The organism is Variovorax sp. P2_H12 (assembly GCF_056403395.1).
Map to the genome: position 1 here is coordinate 149,582 of NZ_JBFUFO010000015.1, position 14,775 is coordinate 164,356.

A 14,775-nucleotide genomic window follows, 5' to 3' on the forward strand; every position below is an offset into this window, starting at 1 on the left:
CCGACAGGACCCTCCCGCTCCACGTCAACACCCACGAAAGAAGCTCATGTCCAATCTTCCTGACATCATTCGCGACTTCGAACGCGTCCCTGCCCATGTCGTGGCGCAGGCCTCCGAGCTGCAGCCGGCAATCCTGGCTGATGTGGCCGGCCGGCGCGGCGCGCTTGACGGCCGCATCAAGGCGCTCAGGCCGCGCATGAAACTCGCGGGAACGGCGCTCACGGTCGAGGTGCGCCCCGGCGACAACCTGATGATCCATGCCGCCATCGCGATGGCCAGGCCAGGCGATGTTCTGGTGATCGATGGCAAGGGCGATCAGACCTCCGCCTTGATGGGCACCATCATGATGACCGCGTGCAAACAACGGGGTATCGCCGGTGTGGTGATGGACGGTGCGTGCCGCGACAGCATCGAGATCGACGAGATGGACTATCCGGTGTTCTCCGTCGGAACCAACCCGAATGGTCCGACCAAGAGTATCGGCGGGCGCATCGGCCACCCAGTGTCGATCGGCGGCGTCACGGTGCACCCCGGGGACTTCGTGATCGGCGACGGCGACGGCGTGGTGGTGGTCGAGCGCGAGAAGATCGAGGCGCTGCTGCCGCTGGCGGCAAAGAAGGTCAAGGACGAGGCCGCGCGCATCGCGGCCATCAAGACGGGCGACACGGCCGCCAAATGGCTGAATGCCGCCTTACTCACCGCTGGAGTCCTGAAAGAAGGAGAGACGCTGTGAGCGCCATCCTGGTGACCGGCGCAGATCTCGCGCCGCAAGCATTGGCCCTGCTGAAGGACCATGAAGTGGTGTTTGCCGGGAAGACGCCAACCGAAGAAGGAATCGTGGCCCTGAGCGCCAAGCACAATCCGGTTGCCATCATCGTGCGCTACAGCACAGTGGGCGCGGCGGCGATGGACGCGGCGCCTGCGCTGCGTGTCATCTCCAAGCACGGCAGCGGCACAGACACCATCGACAAGGCAGCGGCCAAAGCGCGAGGAATCGAAGTCGTCGCCGCTGTCGGCGCCAATGCTGCGGCCGTTGCCGAACAGGCCATGGCGCTCCTTCTCGCCTGCGCCAAATCCGTGGTCGAGCTCGATGCCCGCATGCATGCCGGCCATTGGGACAAGGCGACGCACAAGAGCATCGAGTTGGCCGGCCGAACGGTGGGCCTGATCGGCCTGGGCGCGATCGGCCTGCGCTTCGCCCGGATGGCCGATGCCCTGGACATGCGCGTCATCGGTTTTGACCCCTACGCCGAAAACCTGCCGCCGCACGTTTGCGCCGTTGACCTGGAGACGATCTGGCGCGAGTCTGATGCAATTTCCCTGCACTGCCCCTTGATGGAAGACAACCGCCACTTGGTGAATGCTCACTCGCTTGCGAAGTGCAAACACGGCGTGATCGTCGTCAACACGGCCCGAGGCGGACTGATCGACGAGGAAGCGCTTCGGGCCGCGGTGCACTCCGGCCAGGTATTCGGTGCAGGGCTCGACAGCTTCGCCGTCGAGCCGATGACCGCTGGCCACCCCTTCCACGGCGAGAGAGGCTTCGTGCTGAGCCCACACATCGGCGGAGTCACCAGCGATGCCTACGTGAACATGGGCGTCGCCGCGGCTCGCAATGCGCTCGGCGCCCTCGACAGGCAAGCGACTGCAGCCTAGGTCCGCCGCACTGAAACGACAGGAGACACCCGATGACCAAGAAGACCTCTCATTCCAGCCGGATCCGGACGCTCTCGTTCGGAGCCATGGCAGCGCTTTTTGCAGCCGCGCCCCTCGGCGCACATGCACAGGCAGCGTACCCGAACAAGCCGATCAAGATCATCGTTCCCTACCCGCCGGGCGGCGCGGTGGACGTCGTCACGCGCAAGATGGCGCAGAAGCTCACCGAACAGATGGGCCAGAGCGTCATCATCGACAACAAGCCGGGCGGCACCGGCACCATCGGCGCCAGCGTCGTGGCGCGTGCCGAGGCCGACGGATACACGCTGATGGCCAACGACACGACCTACTCGCTGTTGCCATTCATCTTCAAGAAGTTGCCCTTCGACTACGACAAGGATCTGGTGCCGATCAGCGCGTACCTATTCGCGCCGATGGCCATGGTGGTCAACGCCGGATCGCCGTACAAGACCTTGCCCGAGTTCCTCTCCGCGGCGAAAGCGTCGCCCGGCAAGCTGACCTACGGCACGGGTGGCGCCGGCACGACGCCGCACTTCACTGCAGAGGCGTTCGGAGTGGCCAGCGGCACGAAGCTGATGCACGTGCCATTCAAGGGCGCGGGCGAGGCAACGCAGGCCGTGTTGTCGAACACCATCGACATGCAGTTCTCCTCGACGCCTGGCGTCATGGGCAACGTCAAGGGCGGCAAGCTGCGGCTGCTGGCCGTGAGCGGCGACAAGCGGCTTGTCGCGATTGCGACCGTGCCCACCTTTGCCGAGGCCGGCGTGAGAGATTTCAGCGTCGTGAACTGGACCGGTCTTTGGGCGCCAAAGGGCACGCCGGCGCCGGTTCTCGCGCGCCTTCAGCAGGAGATCGCGAAGGCGATGGCCACGCCGGACATGAAGGCCTTCGCGGAAGGGCTGGGCGCCGAGCCACGGATGGCGGATTCCGGCGCCTTCGCAAAGATGCTGACCGACAGCAACGCGTTGTGGGGCAAGATTGCAGCCAACGCGTCGTTCGACAAGCAATAGACCCCCGGAGGCCGCCTTGTTCCTTCTTCAGCCGCCGCTGGTTCGGGATCTGGAGCTCTTCACGCGTATGCCGGACGCGCTCCGCCGGCGCGAGACCTCCGTGTGGGCCGAAGCGAACCGCGGGGGCCAGTCCACCGACTCGTTCCTGGAGGGTCCGGTGTTCGACGACGAGGGCAACCTCTACGTGACCGACATCCCGTTCGGGCGCGTCTTTCGCATCGATCCAGCGGGCCAGTGGTCGCAAGTGGCCGAATACGACGGCGAGCCCAACGGCATGAAGTTCCTCGATGCGCGCACGCTGCTGGTCGCGGACTACAAGAATGGGCTCGTGCGCATGGACGTGACGACCGGCGCGGTCACGCCGCACCTGCAGCGCCGCAACACCGAACGCTTCAAGGGGGTCAACGATCTCGTCATCGATGCGAAGGGGAGCATCTACTTCACAGACCAGGGACAGACCGGACTGCACGATCCCACGGGCCGCCTGTACCGGCTGCGCCCCGACGGACAGCTCGACCTGCTGCTGTCGAATGTGCCAAGTCCCAACGGCGTTGCACTCTCGCCCGACGGCAAGGTGCTGTACCTGGCGGTGACGCGAGGCAATTGCGTCTGGCGCGTACCGCTCTTGGCCGACGGCAGCGTGGCCAAGGTCAGCCAGTTCTTTACTTCCTACGGCCCCAGCGGGCCGGATGGCTTGGCCGTCGATGCACAAGGGCGCGTGATCGTGGCCAACCCCGGCCTGGGCTATGTCTGGGTGCTGAATGCACGCGCGGAACCCGTGGCCGTGCTGCGCGGTCCGGCGGGCGCTTCTATCACCAACGTTGCCTTCGGCGGTGCGGATCGGTCCACCTTGTTCGTCACCGACTCGAGCCATGGAAGCATCCTGTGTGCGCGACTCGACGTCCCGGGAGTGGCGCTGTTCCAGGGGAGCCCGCCTCGGTAAAGCACAAGGTCGGAGGCGCGAGTTCATGGGATTGGTCCGCGGCGTCTACGACGCCTAGGTCGGCTTTCGCAAGGACGCGCGCGCACAGGCCAGGAACGGCTCGATCAGCGGACTGTCCCAATCGCTGCGCCAGCAGACCGCGATGTCCATCCTTGCATCGACGTTGCGCAAGGGCCTGAACACCACGCCGGGCGGCCGGCCGATCTGGGCGCAGGCGGGCAGGATCGCCACGCCCTTGCCTGCCAGGACCAGCGCCAATGCCGAGACCATCGTCTCGACCCGCTGCGCAATCGGCATGCTGACATCGTGTCGCCGCAGCAGCGACGCGACGACCGATTTGTCGACATCGCCCTCGGGCACGGGCAGCCCGATGAGCGCGAGGCCCGAGAGGCGCGCCAACGGAATGCTGACCAGTCGCGCCAGCGGTGAATCGGTGCGCACCGCGAGCATCAACGGCTGGCTGCCGATGCGCTCCACCGCAATGCCCGCCTGCGCAATGGGAGGAATGCAGAGCGCCACCGACACGTCCGAGTTGGTAACGGCCGAGACGTTGTTGACGGCGTTCAGCTCCACATACTGGATCTCCACCTCCGGCAACCGGAGCCGCAACTCGTTCTCCAGCCGCGGCAACATCAGGTAGGACAGCGCGATCATCGTGCCGACCGTGAGCCGGCCCCGGCTGCCCGAGCCGACGGCGCGCGCCGCGTCGAAGCCCTCGTTGGCCAGAAGCAACGCCTCTTTCGCGCGCCGAAACAGTGCATTGCCCGCATCGGTGATCTCCATGCCGTGCGCCGCCCTGCGAAACAGCGACGTGCCCACCGCCGCCTCCAGGTTCTTGATGTGAACCGACAGCGGCGGCTGTGCCATGTTGAGCCGGCGAGCCGCCTTGCCGACGCTGCGTTCCTCGGCGACGGCCACGAAATAGCGAAGCATGCGCAGGTCTGGTGCAGTCATACGCTGTGCATATGCCCTTTCAAGAAAACAGTATTGGACGCCACGTTGCGGCGCCTCAATCATCTGCGCATGAAATATTTTCCCGTCCTCCCCCAGTCCGAGATCTGCGCGATGCCCGCAACGACGATGCGCAGGCTGGTCGCGCAGCGCGAGCTCTCGCCGGTGGAGATCGTGGAAGAAGTGCTGCGCCGCGCCGATGCGCTGCAGCCGCACCTGAACTGCTTCATCACGCTGTGCCATGAGCAGGCCCTGCAGCAGGCCAGGGAAGCCGAACAGGCGCTCATGCGCGGCGAGGCCGCGGGCCTGCTGCATGGCCTGCCCTTCACGGTGAAGGACATCGTCGACACCGCCAACGTGCGGACCACCTACGGCTCCCTGCTGCACCGCGACCACGTGCCCACGAAGGACGCGGTGGCCGTGGCGCGCATGCGCGAGGCCGGCGCCATCCTCATCGGCAAGACCACCTCGTCCGAGTTCGGCGCCAAGTGCATGACCGATGCGCCGCTGTTCGGAAGCACCCGCAACGCGTGGAGCGCGTCGCGCACGAGCGGCGGCTCCAGCGGCGGCGCGGCATCGTCCATGGCGGCGGGCATCGCGCCGCTCGCGATTGCCACCGACGGCGGCGGCTCGACGCGCATTCCCGCCGCCTGCAACGGCGTGGTCGGCCTCAAGCAGAGCCTGGGCGTGGTGCCTCACAGCCAGGTGCAGGACGCGTTCGGCAACTACACCTACGTGACGCCCACCACGCGCAACGTGGCCGACACGGCACTGATGCTGCAGGCCATGACCGGCGCGCATGGGTCGGACCCCTGGTCGCTGGGTGTGCCGGCCCAGCGCTATTTCGACGACCTGCAAGCCGGCGGCGACCTCCGCGGCAAGCGCATCCTTTTCCGCGCCGCGCCGGCGGGGCGGCCGATCGCCGCGGACGTTGCATCCGCCTTCGCGGCCGCTCTCGCGACCCTGGCGTCGATGGGTGCCGAGCTGCAGCCGATGTCCGGTGAAGGCTTCGACGTCGAGCCCGTGTGGCGCGTGATCAACCACACCAGTTGGCGCGGTCGCTTCGCCCCCTTGGCGGCGGCGCACGGCGACCAGCTGAGCCCGTCGCTGCTGCAGCAGCTGGCCCTGGCCGAGCATGTGGACGGCGTTGCGTTCCAGCAGGCCATGTTCGCGCGGACCGTCCTGTTTCGCGACATCCAGGCGCAGCTGGAGACGCACGACTTCATCTTCACGCCCACCCTTTCGCGCACGGCCCTGCCCATCGACCAGGACCTGTTCGGCAACATCGAGATCGACGGCAAGGAATATGCCGAGGTGCGTGCGAACTGGTTCCCCTGGACCATGCCGTTCAACCTCACCGGCCACCCCGCCATCAGCCTGCCCTGCGGCGCGGACCGCGACGGCTTGCCCATCGGCATGCAACTCGTCGGCCGCTTCCGCGAAGACGCGCAGCTGCTGCAGGCCGCCGCTTCATTCGAAGCCGCGCACCGGCCGGCGAATCCGCTGCCCGTCGTGGCTTTCTGAGTTCGTCGTTTTCTTCTCTTTCGGCCTTTTCAACTTGCAGGTAGCCTCCATGACCTCGTTCCTGAAGACCCTCGTGCTTGGCGCGTCGATCGCCCTGGCCGGCGCCGCCGCGCACGCCGACAACGCGCCCATCCGCCTCATCATCGGGTTTCCGCCGGGCGGCGCGCTCGACAACCTGGCGCGTTCGATGGCCGAAGAATTGCGCAGCTCGCTCAAGGAGCCCGTTCTGGTGGAGAACCGACCCGGTGCGTCCACGCGCATTTCCATCGAGGCCGTGAAAGCCGCGCGGGCCGACGGCCGCACCATCCTCATCGGCGCGACGCCGCCCTTCGTGCTGTTTCCGATGACCTATGCGCGGCTGAACTACGACGTCGACAAGGACTTCATTCCCGTTGCGCACCTGGCCAACGTGCCCAGTGTCGTCTCCGCCGGCGCGGACCAGCCGTACAAGACGATTCCTGAGTACGTCGCGTGGATCAGGAAGAACCCCGCGCAAGGCAGCGTGGGCATGACCAATCTCGGCGGCGGCCTGCACTTCAGCGTGCTGCAACTGTCGAAGGCCATCGGCGTGCCGCTCATGGCGGTCACTTACCGAGGCGGCGCGCCGCTGGCGACGGACATAATCGGCGATCACGTGCCGATCGGCACCGACGCTCTGGCCAGTCAGCTGGAATTGCACCGCTCCGGCAAGCTGCGCATCCTGGGCGTCGCAGGGACGAAGCGGCTGAGTTGGCTGCCAGATGTTCCGACCCTCAAGGAGGCCGGCTACGACGCCTTCGACCGCGCCAACGCGTCCTATGCCGCCTTCGTGCCCGCGGGCACACCAAAGGACGTTGTCGCGAAGCTGGAGACAGCCTTCCTGGCCGCGATGCGCAGCTCGCAGGTGCGCGGCCAGCTCGAGCGCGCGGGGCTCGAAGCGACCGGGCTGCCGGGTGCCGCAGTGGCGCGCATCATGAACGAAGACCGCGAGTATTGGCGTCCCATCGTCAAGGCTTCGGGCTTCAAGAGCGAAGAGTGAAGCGGTGACGGAGGACAAAGAAGAGGCCGGATGGGCGGTGCTCGTTGTCGCAAGCCTGGGTGCGGCGCTGTGCTTCCTGAACCTCAGCGCGCTCAACGTGGCGCTGCCCGCCGTTGCGCGCAGCCTGCACGCTTCGCCATCGCAGGCGAGCTGGATCCTGCTGTCCTACATGCTGGTCAGCACCGTCTGCATCCTGAGCTTCGGAAGGCTGGCCGACCTGTGGGGGCGGCGGCAACTCTTCCTCGCGGGGCTGGGCCTTTTCGTGATCGCATGTGCGGCCTGTGCGGTCGCAACAAGCGTCGGCGCGATGCTGGTCTTTCGCGTCTGCCAGGCCGTGGGCGCGGCCGGCGTCATGGCCAACACCAGTGCATTGGTCGGCGATGCGTTCGGCCGCCAAAGGGTGGGCCTCGCGCTCGGCGTGCTCGCGATGGTGGCCGCCCTGGCCCAGGTCGCGGGGCCGCTGGCCGGCGGCTTCGTCGTGTCGTGGTGGGGCTGGCGCGTGCTGTTCATGCTGAACGTCCCGATCGGGCTTTGCGTGCTGGCGGGGTCGTGGAAGGTGCTGCCGAAGCGCGCGGCGGCCAAGTCCGAACGCTTCGACCTGGCCGGCGCCGTGCTGTCGCTCGCCGGGATCGGAGGCGTGACCTATGCGCTCACGATGGCGGGGACGCGCGGCTGGACGAGCACGCCCGTGTGGGCCTTCATGCTCGCCGGTGTTTGCGCCATCCTCGTGTTCGCCAGTGTGCAACAGCGCGTGGCGAGCCCCTTGGTCGATCCGGCGCTGTTCAGGGATCCGAGGCGTCGCATCGCCTACGCAGGCATCCTGCTGCTGTCCATGTCGCAGGCCGCACCGCTGCTGCTCGTGGCCCTGTATCTCCAGGCCTGCGCGGGCCTGGCACCCTCGGAGGCGGGGCTACGCATCGCGCCGGTCGCGCTCGGGATGTTGATGGCCGCTCCGACGGCCGGCAGCCTGATGCGGCGCTTCACGCCCGACGTCATCTGTGTGGGAGGCATGCTGCTCGCCGGAGGCGCGCTGGCGCTGTTGGCAGCCGCGCTGCAACCGGCCATCGGTGCCGGGCAACTGGCCGTCTGCCTGTGGATGCTGGGCCTGGGCATCGGGAGCTTCGTGACCCCGAACAACGCGTCGATTCTCCAGAGCGTGGTGCCGCAGCGCCGGGGGATTGCGAACGGCGTCCGCTCGACGCTGCAGAACACCGGGATCATGGCGGGAACGGCGCTCACGTTGAGCGTGGCGATGGCCAATCTGCCCGACAGTGCGCAGCGCATGATTCTTGGAAATGGCGGTTCGGGCCTCTCGGGCTTCGATGTCGCCGTATTCACTCAGGGTGCAAGAGCTGCTTTCGCAATGCTCGCATCCCTGTGCTTCGTGGGTGCAGCCCTGATTGCGAAGAACTGCCGCACGCCCGAGGTGCGGCAACCCGTTTGAAGCGGGCCCGGGCCCCGCCTGTTTGTGCAGTGCGGCATCCCGGGCAGAGAAGGATCGCGACTTCCTGATGCGCGGAGACGTGTTCACCAAGGACATCATCGAGACTTGGCTCGAATACAAGTGGAAGCACGAGGTCGATCCCGTGAGGCTGCGCCCGCACCCGTGGGCCTTCACTCGCGCATGTTCGCAAACTTCACCAGAGTCGCGTACTTCGCCGTGTCCTCGCGCATGATGCGGGCCAGGTCTTCCTTGCCCGTTCCGGGAATGGAACCGCCTTCCTCCAGCCGGTGGCGGATCGCCGGGTCGGCCAGGCCGGCCTGCAGCGCCGCACGCAGGCTCTGGACGATGGGGGCGGGCAGGTCCTTGGGACCCGCCAGCGCGAACCAGCCGGTGAGCTCATATCCCTGCAGCTGCGGATGCTCGCCCAGCGCGGGCACCTGCGGCAGGGTGGGAAAGCGTTTGGCCGATGAGATGCCCAGCGGGACGACTCGCCCGGCCTGGATGAAGGGTCCCGCCGCGGTGGGCGACACGATCGCGAAGTCGAGCGTGCCGCCGGCAAGATCGCTCGTGAGGGAGGCTGTGCCGCGGTAGGGGATGTGCGTGAGGAAAATGCCGGCGCGCTGCTTGACCAGCTCGCCGGCGAAGTGCAGCGTGGAGCCCACGCCGGAGCTGCCATAGCTGTACTTGCCGGGGTCGCGCCTGGCCAGTGCGATGAACTCGTCGAGGTTCTTGACGCCCGTCTTCGGTCCCGCAACGAGCAGCACGGGCGCGGAGGCGATCAGGCCGAGCGGCACCAGGTCCCTCAACGGGTCGTAGCGCTGCGCCGGGTTCACCAGGGCCGTGGCTGCCATCTCGTTGCTGGAGCCGACCAGCAACGTGTAGCCGTCGGCCGGACTGCTCACCGCACGCTGCGCCGCGACCACGCCCGCCGCTCCTGCCACGTTCTCCACCACCACCGTCGCGCCGAGCTTCGCCGACAGGATGTCCGCCGTCACGCGCGCGGCCATATCCACCGAGCCGCCGGGCGCGTAGCCGACCAGCAGCTTGATCGGCTTGGCCGGATAGCCGCCCTGCGCGAAGGCGGGCGCAGCGAGGGAGAAAGCTGTCGCGCCCAGTACACCCAGTACGGCACGGCGCGAAACAGAACGAGAAAGACGGTCCATGATGGTTCCAGTGCAGAAGATGGAAATGGTGCTCAGCCTTGCGGCGCCAGGAAGCGCCTGACCAGCTGCACCCAGTAGCTGGCCGCGATCGGCAGAATCGCGTCGTTGAAGTCGTAGCCCGGGTTGTGAACCATGCAGCCGCCCGTGCCGTGGTGCTCGCCCTCCCCGTTGCCCACGATCAGGTAGCTACCCGGGCAGCGCTCGAGCATGAAGGAGAAGTCTTCGCTGCCGGTGAGCGGCGCGAGGGACGGCAGCAGGCCGTCCTCGCCCAGCCAGTCGAGCGCGACCTGTCGCGCAAAACGCGTGGACTCGTCGTCATTGATCAGCGCGGGATAGCGCCAGTGGTAGTCCACTTTCGCCGTGACGCCGAGCGTGGCGGCCTGGGCCTGCACCAGTTGCTTGATGCGATCGCGCAGCATCGCGCGGATCTCCGGGCGATAGGCGCGCACCGTGAGGCGCATCTCTACGCTGTCGGGAATCACGTTGGGCGCGTCACCGCCGTGAATGGCTCCCACGGAAACAACCGCCATCTCGCGCGGGTCCACGTTGCGTGACACGATGGTTTGCAGCGCCACGATGATGTGCGCCGCCGCGACCACCGGGTCGGCAGCCAGGTGAGGCGCAGAACCGTGACCGCCTCGGCCAGCCACCGTCACCGTGACGGAATCGGAGGAGGCCATGAACGATCCTTCCTTGAAGCCGAACTTGCCCGCCGGGAAGCCGGGCATGTTGTGCAGCGCGAAGATCGCGTCGCAGGGAAAGCGATCGAACAGGCCTTCCTCCACCATGCGGCGGCCGCCTCCCAGGCCCTCTTCGGCAGGCTGGAAGATCAGGTGCAGCGTGCCGTCGAAGCCGCGCTCTCGCGCGATGACGCGGGCGGCCGCCAGCAAGGTACTGGTATGTCCGTCGTGGCCGCAAGCGTGCATCTTGCCGGGCACCTTGCTGGCGTAGGGCAGACCGGTCGCCTCCTGGATCGGAAGGGCGTCCATATCGGCGCGGATGCCCAGGCTGCGCTTGCCCTGGCCCGATCGCAGCGTGCCCACCAAGCCGGTGCCGGCCAGCCCACGGTGCACCTCATAGCCCCACTCGGACAGGCGCGTCGCCACCAGTTCGCTGGTGACGTGCTCCTCATAAGCGAGCTCAGGATGGGCATGGATCTGGTGTCGCAGCGTGACCATTTCGGGAGCGACCTCTCGCACGGCGGGCAATACCTTTTCGATGGCGGCAGCGTCTTCGACGGTGAATGTCATGGTGGGATTCCTTTCGGCGAGTCTAGGAACTCAAGGCCCACCGGGGTAGACGGGCGCCGCCATTCGGCGGCGGGCAGCGCCTGTCGCTGGCGATAATCGGCGGCATGAAGCTGCACCAGCTCCGCTATCTCGCCGCCGTCGCCTCAGAGGGCGGCATCCGGGCGGCAGCGCGGACCCTGGGCGTCACGCAGGCTACCGTCACCCAGGGCCTGCGTGAGTTGGAGGCGCACGCGCGGGTGGCACTCCTCGTGCGCCACGGGGGCGGAATCGCCTTCACGCCCGCCGGCCAGGAGCTCTTGGAGCATGCGCAGCGTGTGCTGGCACAACTGCGCCAGGCCGAAAACACGCTCTCGCGCTACCGGGATGCCGACGCACAGCAACGCCTGGTTTTGGCCATCACGCCCTGGGTAGCGCAGACCTTGCTGCCGCGCGTGGTGCCGTCGTTCCGTGAGGAACTACCGCACGTGCAGTTGGAAATGATTGACGGCCTGTCCGCGCTCAGCTATCCCAGGCTGCGCGAGGGCAGCCTGGACTTGTTGATCGGCCGCATCGGCCCAGAGGAGGCGATGCAGGGTCTGCAGGCGCAGCCACTGTTCCGCTACGACATGACGGTGGTGGCACGTCGCGGTCACCCGCGAGCCGACGCGCAGTCGATGTCCGAGTTGCTGCAAGATGACTGGGTGCTGAACTTCATTCCCGGCGAAAGTTCCTCCTTCCTGGCCAATCTCTTTGGCCAGCACGGCCTTGCAGCGCCCGTGCACCACATCCAGCTCGCGCATTCGGCCTCGCTGATGCTGGGCCTCGTGCGCAAGACCGACATGCTCACCTTCTGTCCCTGGCCCTTGGTGGAAACCGACAGCCTGCGCCACACGCTGGTGACATTGCAGCTGCGCGAGCGCTTCCGCAGCAACGTCGTCGGGATCGTACGCCGGGCCCAAGAGGCGCCATCGCACGCCGCGGCGCGATTCGTCGCGCACTTTCTCAGGCAGTTGCCAATCTGGCAGGCCTCGGACGATCCGGAATTGCGCCGAGTGTTGCACTCTGTCGATCTCGTCGACGGTGCTCGGGCGGGGTGATCGACCCGCGGAGTTTTCTTCCTGGAGTCCGAGCCCTTTCACTCACGCGAGCAACTTCCCGTTGAGTGCGATCAATACCGTCTTCATCGTCAGAACCACGACCACCAAGCTCAGCACGCCCAAAAGCACCGTTCCAAGGATCCAGAGCGGTGCACTGGCCCGGAACTCTGCATAGGCAAGCGCCGCGTTGGCCAGCGCCGCCATTGGAAAACTGATCGTCCACCATGTCGGCGAAAAGCCAACGCCTGGGCGAAACACTTTCGCGGCGGCTACCGCAAACATGAAAAGCCCGAAGTAGAGCAATAGCGAAGCGAACGCGTCGATGCCGCCGACGATGTTCTTGTACGCAAGAAAGCCAACAGGAAAGGGCGCCACCAGGATCATCAAGGTCGGCGTCATCGCGCGAGAAAGCGGATCTCGATGCACGAGTCGGCTGACGATCATCGCGGCGAGGATGAGCGCCAGCACGGCGCCGACGGCTGCGGCACACAGGTTTATTTCCGTGGCCCACGTGGTGGGGATGTGTCCGCTGGTGACCGGGATGTCGAGCGTTGCTACACCCGGAATCAGCCAAGCTGGCACCGCGTGCGATGCGTCCACCTGACCTTTGAGCAAGCGCGAGACGACCACGAAGCTCAACGCGAAAGTCGAGAGTACTCCCACGCCCCAGGCGACTTGTGCAGTCGTTCGGCTATACGGCGCGACGACGGCTGAAAGCAGAAGAATCGAGAGCACGACGGTACCGAAGAAGTTGCCCGACACGGCGTGATGAAACTCCGCCGTGACGGCCTTCGGATGTTTTGCCAGCTTCGTGAGATAGCCCCAGGAAAGCAGAATGAAGACCGCGAGCGCGAACGTTCCGATAGCCTCGCCGATGAATGCAGGTGCATTCAGGCCGCGGTGCGCGACTCGCCAGGCGAGGCCGAGGCCGGCGAGCCCCATGACGGAGCCGAACAAGCTGACGGGCAAGTTCCGTATGGAAGCCGCAGCGAGCGGCCGTACCGCCGAAGGCGGGGCGAGAGAGTCGGCGTGCATGGCCTCAACCTTTGGCGGAATTTGCAGAAGTGGCTAGTTTCGGCCAGACTTCTTCCTCTGTCTGCGCCGTGAGCCGACGTTTACTGCCAACCATCGGGACTTATCAGCCATGCGCGTTGCCTTGCTCGCTTTTCCCCGTTTCCAGCTCCTTGACATTGCCGGCCCGGCTGACGTTTTCATGGAGGCATCCCGCCAGCTTGGACAGCCACGGGCGTATCAAGTCCAGGTGATCGGCACGAAAGCCGGTCTGCTTGCAAGCAGCAGCGGATTGCGCATTGCTGTCGACGCGACCGTGGCTTCGCATCGTGGACCCATCGACACCTTGCTCGTCGCAGGGAGCCCCAATCTCCGCGACATGGCCAGCGATCAAAAGCTGCAGGATTGGCTGCGCCGCAAGTCCAGGACGGTGCGTCGCTACGGGTCGGTCTGTACTGGCGCATTCGTTCTGGCGGCCGCCGGGCTCATCGATGGCAAGCGCGTGTCGACTCATTGGAATTCCGCCGCGCGTCTCGCAGCGCAATACCCGGGCGCGCGCGTCGAGGCGGATGCAATCTATGTGAAGGACGGACGGCTCTTCACCTCGGCGGGGGTGACCGCTGGCATGGATCTGGCGCTCTCGATGGTGGAGGACGACCACGGCCGGGAGCTCGCGCTGCGCGTGGCCCGAGAACTGGTGATGTTTCTGAAGCGCCCTGGCGGACAAAGCCAGTTCAGCGCCCATCTGGCGGCGCAGACATCGGAGCGGCCCGCGTTGAGCGAATTGCAGGACTACGTGCTGGCAAACCTGAAGGAAGATCTGTCGATACCTGTTCTGGCGTTGCGCGCAGGAATGAGCGAAAGGAACTTTGCTCGCACCTTCCGGCATGAAACGGGAACGACGCCTGCCGACTTTGTGGAGTCGGCAAGGATCGATGCTGCGCGCCGCCTGGCGGAGGAGTCGGACTTGCCGGCCAAACGACTGGCCGACGCTGTGGGCTACGCCACTGTGGATGGCTTCAGGCGCGCATTCGCTCGCCGTCTGGGAATAAGCGTGTCCGAATATCGAAGACGATTTGCTTCGTGATGGCGCCAACCTTCAGATGCCTGCGGCTGCGGGCATGGACGCGCTACCGTTGGCGACGATCCGCTTGCGGTGCTGGATGCGCGCCTGCGGGTGCGCGGCGTGAGCGGCCTGCGGGTCGTGGATGCCGGTGCGATGCCCACGATCACCAGCGGCAATACCAGCAGTCCGACCCTGATGATGGCCGAGATGGCCGCCAATTGGGTTCGAGCGGATGCGCGTTCCTCTCGGCACGCGGCCGGCGCCCCGCACATGTCCGGTGAATTGTTCAAGACGATGGCCGGCATCGCGCGGTACGGGTGGTTCGCGACCCATGGCGGATCTGGTTCTGTCGCGGTAACGAATGTAGGAACGCTGCGAACATATCAGTAGCTTCTTAGTGCAGACGCTCTGGCTCAGAGGCTACTTTTCAGGCTGGAGCCGGCTCAAGCTCCGGCGGCGTGGGCCTGCTGGTCGGCGTGGTAGCTGCTGCGCACCATCGCGCCCACTGCCGCATGGCTGAAGCCCATCCTGTAGGCCTCTTCCTCGAACATCTTGAAGGTGTCGGGATGCACGTAGCGGCGCACCGGCAGGTGGCTGTTGCTGGGCGACAGGTACTGGCCGATGGTCAGCATGTCGATGTCG

General features: G+C 66.2%; 13 protein-coding genes and 2 pseudogenes. 10 read left to right on the plus strand and 5 right to left on the minus strand.

Annotated features, from left to right (window positions below):
• Window positions 1–46 precede the first annotated feature (46 nt).
• Genes AC1DYK_RS12980 through AC1DYK_RS12995 form a run of 4 tightly spaced genes read left to right on the plus strand, consistent with a single transcriptional unit; the run spans window position 47 to window position 3,630 of the window.
• Window positions 47–733 (plus strand): RraA family protein, encoded by a 687-nt coding sequence (locus AC1DYK_RS12980; RefSeq protein WP_478166681.1) that lies wholly within the window; start codon window positions 47–49, stop codon window positions 731–733.
• A complete protein-coding gene (locus tag AC1DYK_RS12985; protein WP_478166682.1) occupies window positions 730–1,656 on the plus strand; it encodes an NAD(P)-dependent oxidoreductase in 927 nt (308 codons plus the stop codon). The genes AC1DYK_RS12980 and AC1DYK_RS12985 overlap by 4 nt, the downstream gene beginning before the upstream one ends.
• A gap of 32 nt (window positions 1,657–1,688) precedes the next feature.
• The gene (locus AC1DYK_RS12990) at window positions 1,689–2,687 is read left to right on the plus strand and encodes a Bug family tripartite tricarboxylate transporter substrate binding protein (RefSeq protein ID WP_478166683.1); all 999 of its coding nucleotides are present in this window, start codon (window positions 1,689–1,691) and stop codon (window positions 2,685–2,687) included.
• Between the two features lie 16 nt (window positions 2,688–2,703).
• On the plus strand, window positions 2,704–3,630 hold the full coding sequence (locus AC1DYK_RS12995) for an SMP-30/gluconolactonase/LRE family protein (protein WP_478166684.1): 927 nt from the start codon (window positions 2,704–2,706) through the stop codon (window positions 3,628–3,630).
• A gap of 54 nt (window positions 3,631–3,684) precedes the next feature.
• Here the strand turns inward: AC1DYK_RS12995 and AC1DYK_RS13000 are convergent, their stop codons facing one another.
• A complete protein-coding gene (locus tag AC1DYK_RS13000; RefSeq protein WP_478166685.1) occupies window positions 3,685–4,647 on the minus strand; it encodes a LysR family transcriptional regulator in 963 nt (320 codons plus the stop codon).
• 6 nt (window positions 4,648–4,653) lie between these two features.
• Between AC1DYK_RS13000 and AC1DYK_RS13005 the strand changes: the two genes are divergently transcribed.
• Genes AC1DYK_RS13005 through AC1DYK_RS13015 form a run of 3 tightly spaced genes read left to right on the plus strand, consistent with a single transcriptional unit; the run spans window position 4,654 to window position 8,567 of the window.
• A complete protein-coding gene (locus AC1DYK_RS13005) occupies window positions 4,654–6,105 on the plus strand; it encodes an amidase (protein WP_478166686.1) in 1,452 nt (483 codons plus the stop codon).
• Window positions 6,106–6,154: 49 nt separating this feature from the next.
• On the plus strand, window positions 6,155–7,123 hold the full coding sequence (locus tag AC1DYK_RS13010; protein WP_478166687.1) for a tripartite tricarboxylate transporter substrate-binding protein: 969 nt from the start codon (window positions 6,155–6,157) through the stop codon (window positions 7,121–7,123).
• Between the two features lie 4 nt (window positions 7,124–7,127).
• Window positions 7,128–8,567, plus strand: coding sequence for an MFS transporter (locus AC1DYK_RS13015; protein WP_478166688.1), 1,440 nt, complete (start codon window positions 7,128–7,130; stop codon window positions 8,565–8,567).
• Window positions 8,568–8,737: 170 nt separating this feature from the next.
• On the opposite strand, the gene AC1DYK_RS13020 is transcribed toward AC1DYK_RS13015, so the two are convergent.
• The gene (locus AC1DYK_RS13020; RefSeq protein WP_478166689.1) at window positions 8,738–9,730 is read right to left on the minus strand and encodes a Bug family tripartite tricarboxylate transporter substrate binding protein; all 993 of its coding nucleotides are present in this window, start codon (window positions 9,728–9,730) and stop codon (window positions 8,738–8,740) included.
• 32 nt (window positions 9,731–9,762) lie between these two features.
• Window positions 9,763–10,980 carry a M20 aminoacylase family protein gene (locus tag AC1DYK_RS13025; protein ID WP_478166690.1) on the minus strand — a complete coding sequence of 406 codons (1,218 nt, stop codon included), beginning with the start codon at window positions 10,978–10,980 and terminating at the stop codon, window positions 9,763–9,765.
• A 104-nt stretch (window positions 10,981–11,084) separates the two neighbouring features.
• Between AC1DYK_RS13025 and AC1DYK_RS13030 the strand changes: the two genes are divergently transcribed.
• Window positions 11,085–12,056 carry a LysR family transcriptional regulator gene (locus AC1DYK_RS13030; RefSeq protein WP_478166691.1) on the plus strand — a complete coding sequence of 324 codons (972 nt, stop codon included), beginning with the start codon at window positions 11,085–11,087 and terminating at the stop codon, window positions 12,054–12,056.
• Window positions 12,057–12,098: 42 nt separating this feature from the next.
• On the opposite strand, the gene AC1DYK_RS13035 is transcribed toward AC1DYK_RS13030, so the two are convergent.
• Window positions 12,099–13,091, minus strand: coding sequence for an SLAC1 anion channel family protein (locus AC1DYK_RS13035; protein ID WP_478166692.1), 993 nt, complete (start codon window positions 13,089–13,091; stop codon window positions 12,099–12,101).
• A 109-nt stretch (window positions 13,092–13,200) separates the two neighbouring features.
• Here AC1DYK_RS13035 and AC1DYK_RS13040 point away from each other — a divergent pair, with 109 nt between their 5' ends.
• Window positions 13,201–14,154 carry a GlxA family transcriptional regulator gene (locus tag AC1DYK_RS13040; protein WP_478166693.1) on the plus strand — a complete coding sequence of 318 codons (954 nt, stop codon included), beginning with the start codon at window positions 13,201–13,203 and terminating at the stop codon, window positions 14,152–14,154.
• Window positions 14,155–14,190: 36 nt separating this feature from the next.
• Window positions 14,191–14,523: pseudogene (locus tag AC1DYK_RS13045) on the plus strand (GMC oxidoreductase); the annotation flags it as partial.
• 53 nt (window positions 14,524–14,576) lie between these two features.
• Here the strand turns inward: AC1DYK_RS13045 and AC1DYK_RS13050 are convergent.
• Window positions 14,577–14,775 (minus strand): annotated as a pseudogene (locus tag AC1DYK_RS13050) (lipoyl synthase); the annotation flags it as partial.

Bases quoted from the DNA above. Each gene is read 5' to 3' on its own strand.
- AC1DYK_RS12980 (WP_478166681.1), top strand. From the start codon at position 47: ATGTCCAATCTTCCTGACATCATTCGCGACTTCGAACGCGTCCCTGCC.
- AC1DYK_RS12990 (WP_478166683.1), top strand. From the start codon at position 1,689: ATGACCAAGAAGACCTCTCATTCCAGCCGGATCCGGACGCTCTCGTTC.
- AC1DYK_RS13000 (WP_478166685.1), bottom strand. From the start codon at position 4,647: ATGATTGAGGCGCCGCAACGTGGCGTCCAATACTGTTTTCTTGAAAGG.
- AC1DYK_RS13005 (WP_478166686.1), top strand. From the start codon at position 4,654: ATGAAATATTTTCCCGTCCTCCCCCAGTCCGAGATCTGCGCGATGCCC.
- AC1DYK_RS13010 (WP_478166687.1), top strand. From the start codon at position 6,155: ATGACCTCGTTCCTGAAGACCCTCGTGCTTGGCGCGTCGATCGCCCTG.
- AC1DYK_RS13020 (WP_478166689.1), bottom strand. From the start codon at position 9,730: ATGGACCGTCTTTCTCGTTCTGTTTCGCGCCGTGCCGTACTGGGTGTA.
- AC1DYK_RS13025 (WP_478166690.1), bottom strand. From the start codon at position 10,980: ATGACATTCACCGTCGAAGACGCTGCCGCCATCGAAAAGGTATTGCCC.
- AC1DYK_RS13030 (WP_478166691.1), top strand. From the start codon at position 11,085: ATGAAGCTGCACCAGCTCCGCTATCTCGCCGCCGTCGCCTCAGAGGGC.
- AC1DYK_RS13035 (WP_478166692.1), bottom strand. From the start codon at position 13,091: ATGCACGCCGACTCTCTCGCCCCGCCTTCGGCGGTACGGCCGCTCGCT.
- AC1DYK_RS13040 (WP_478166693.1), top strand. From the start codon at position 13,201: ATGCGCGTTGCCTTGCTCGCTTTTCCCCGTTTCCAGCTCCTTGACATT.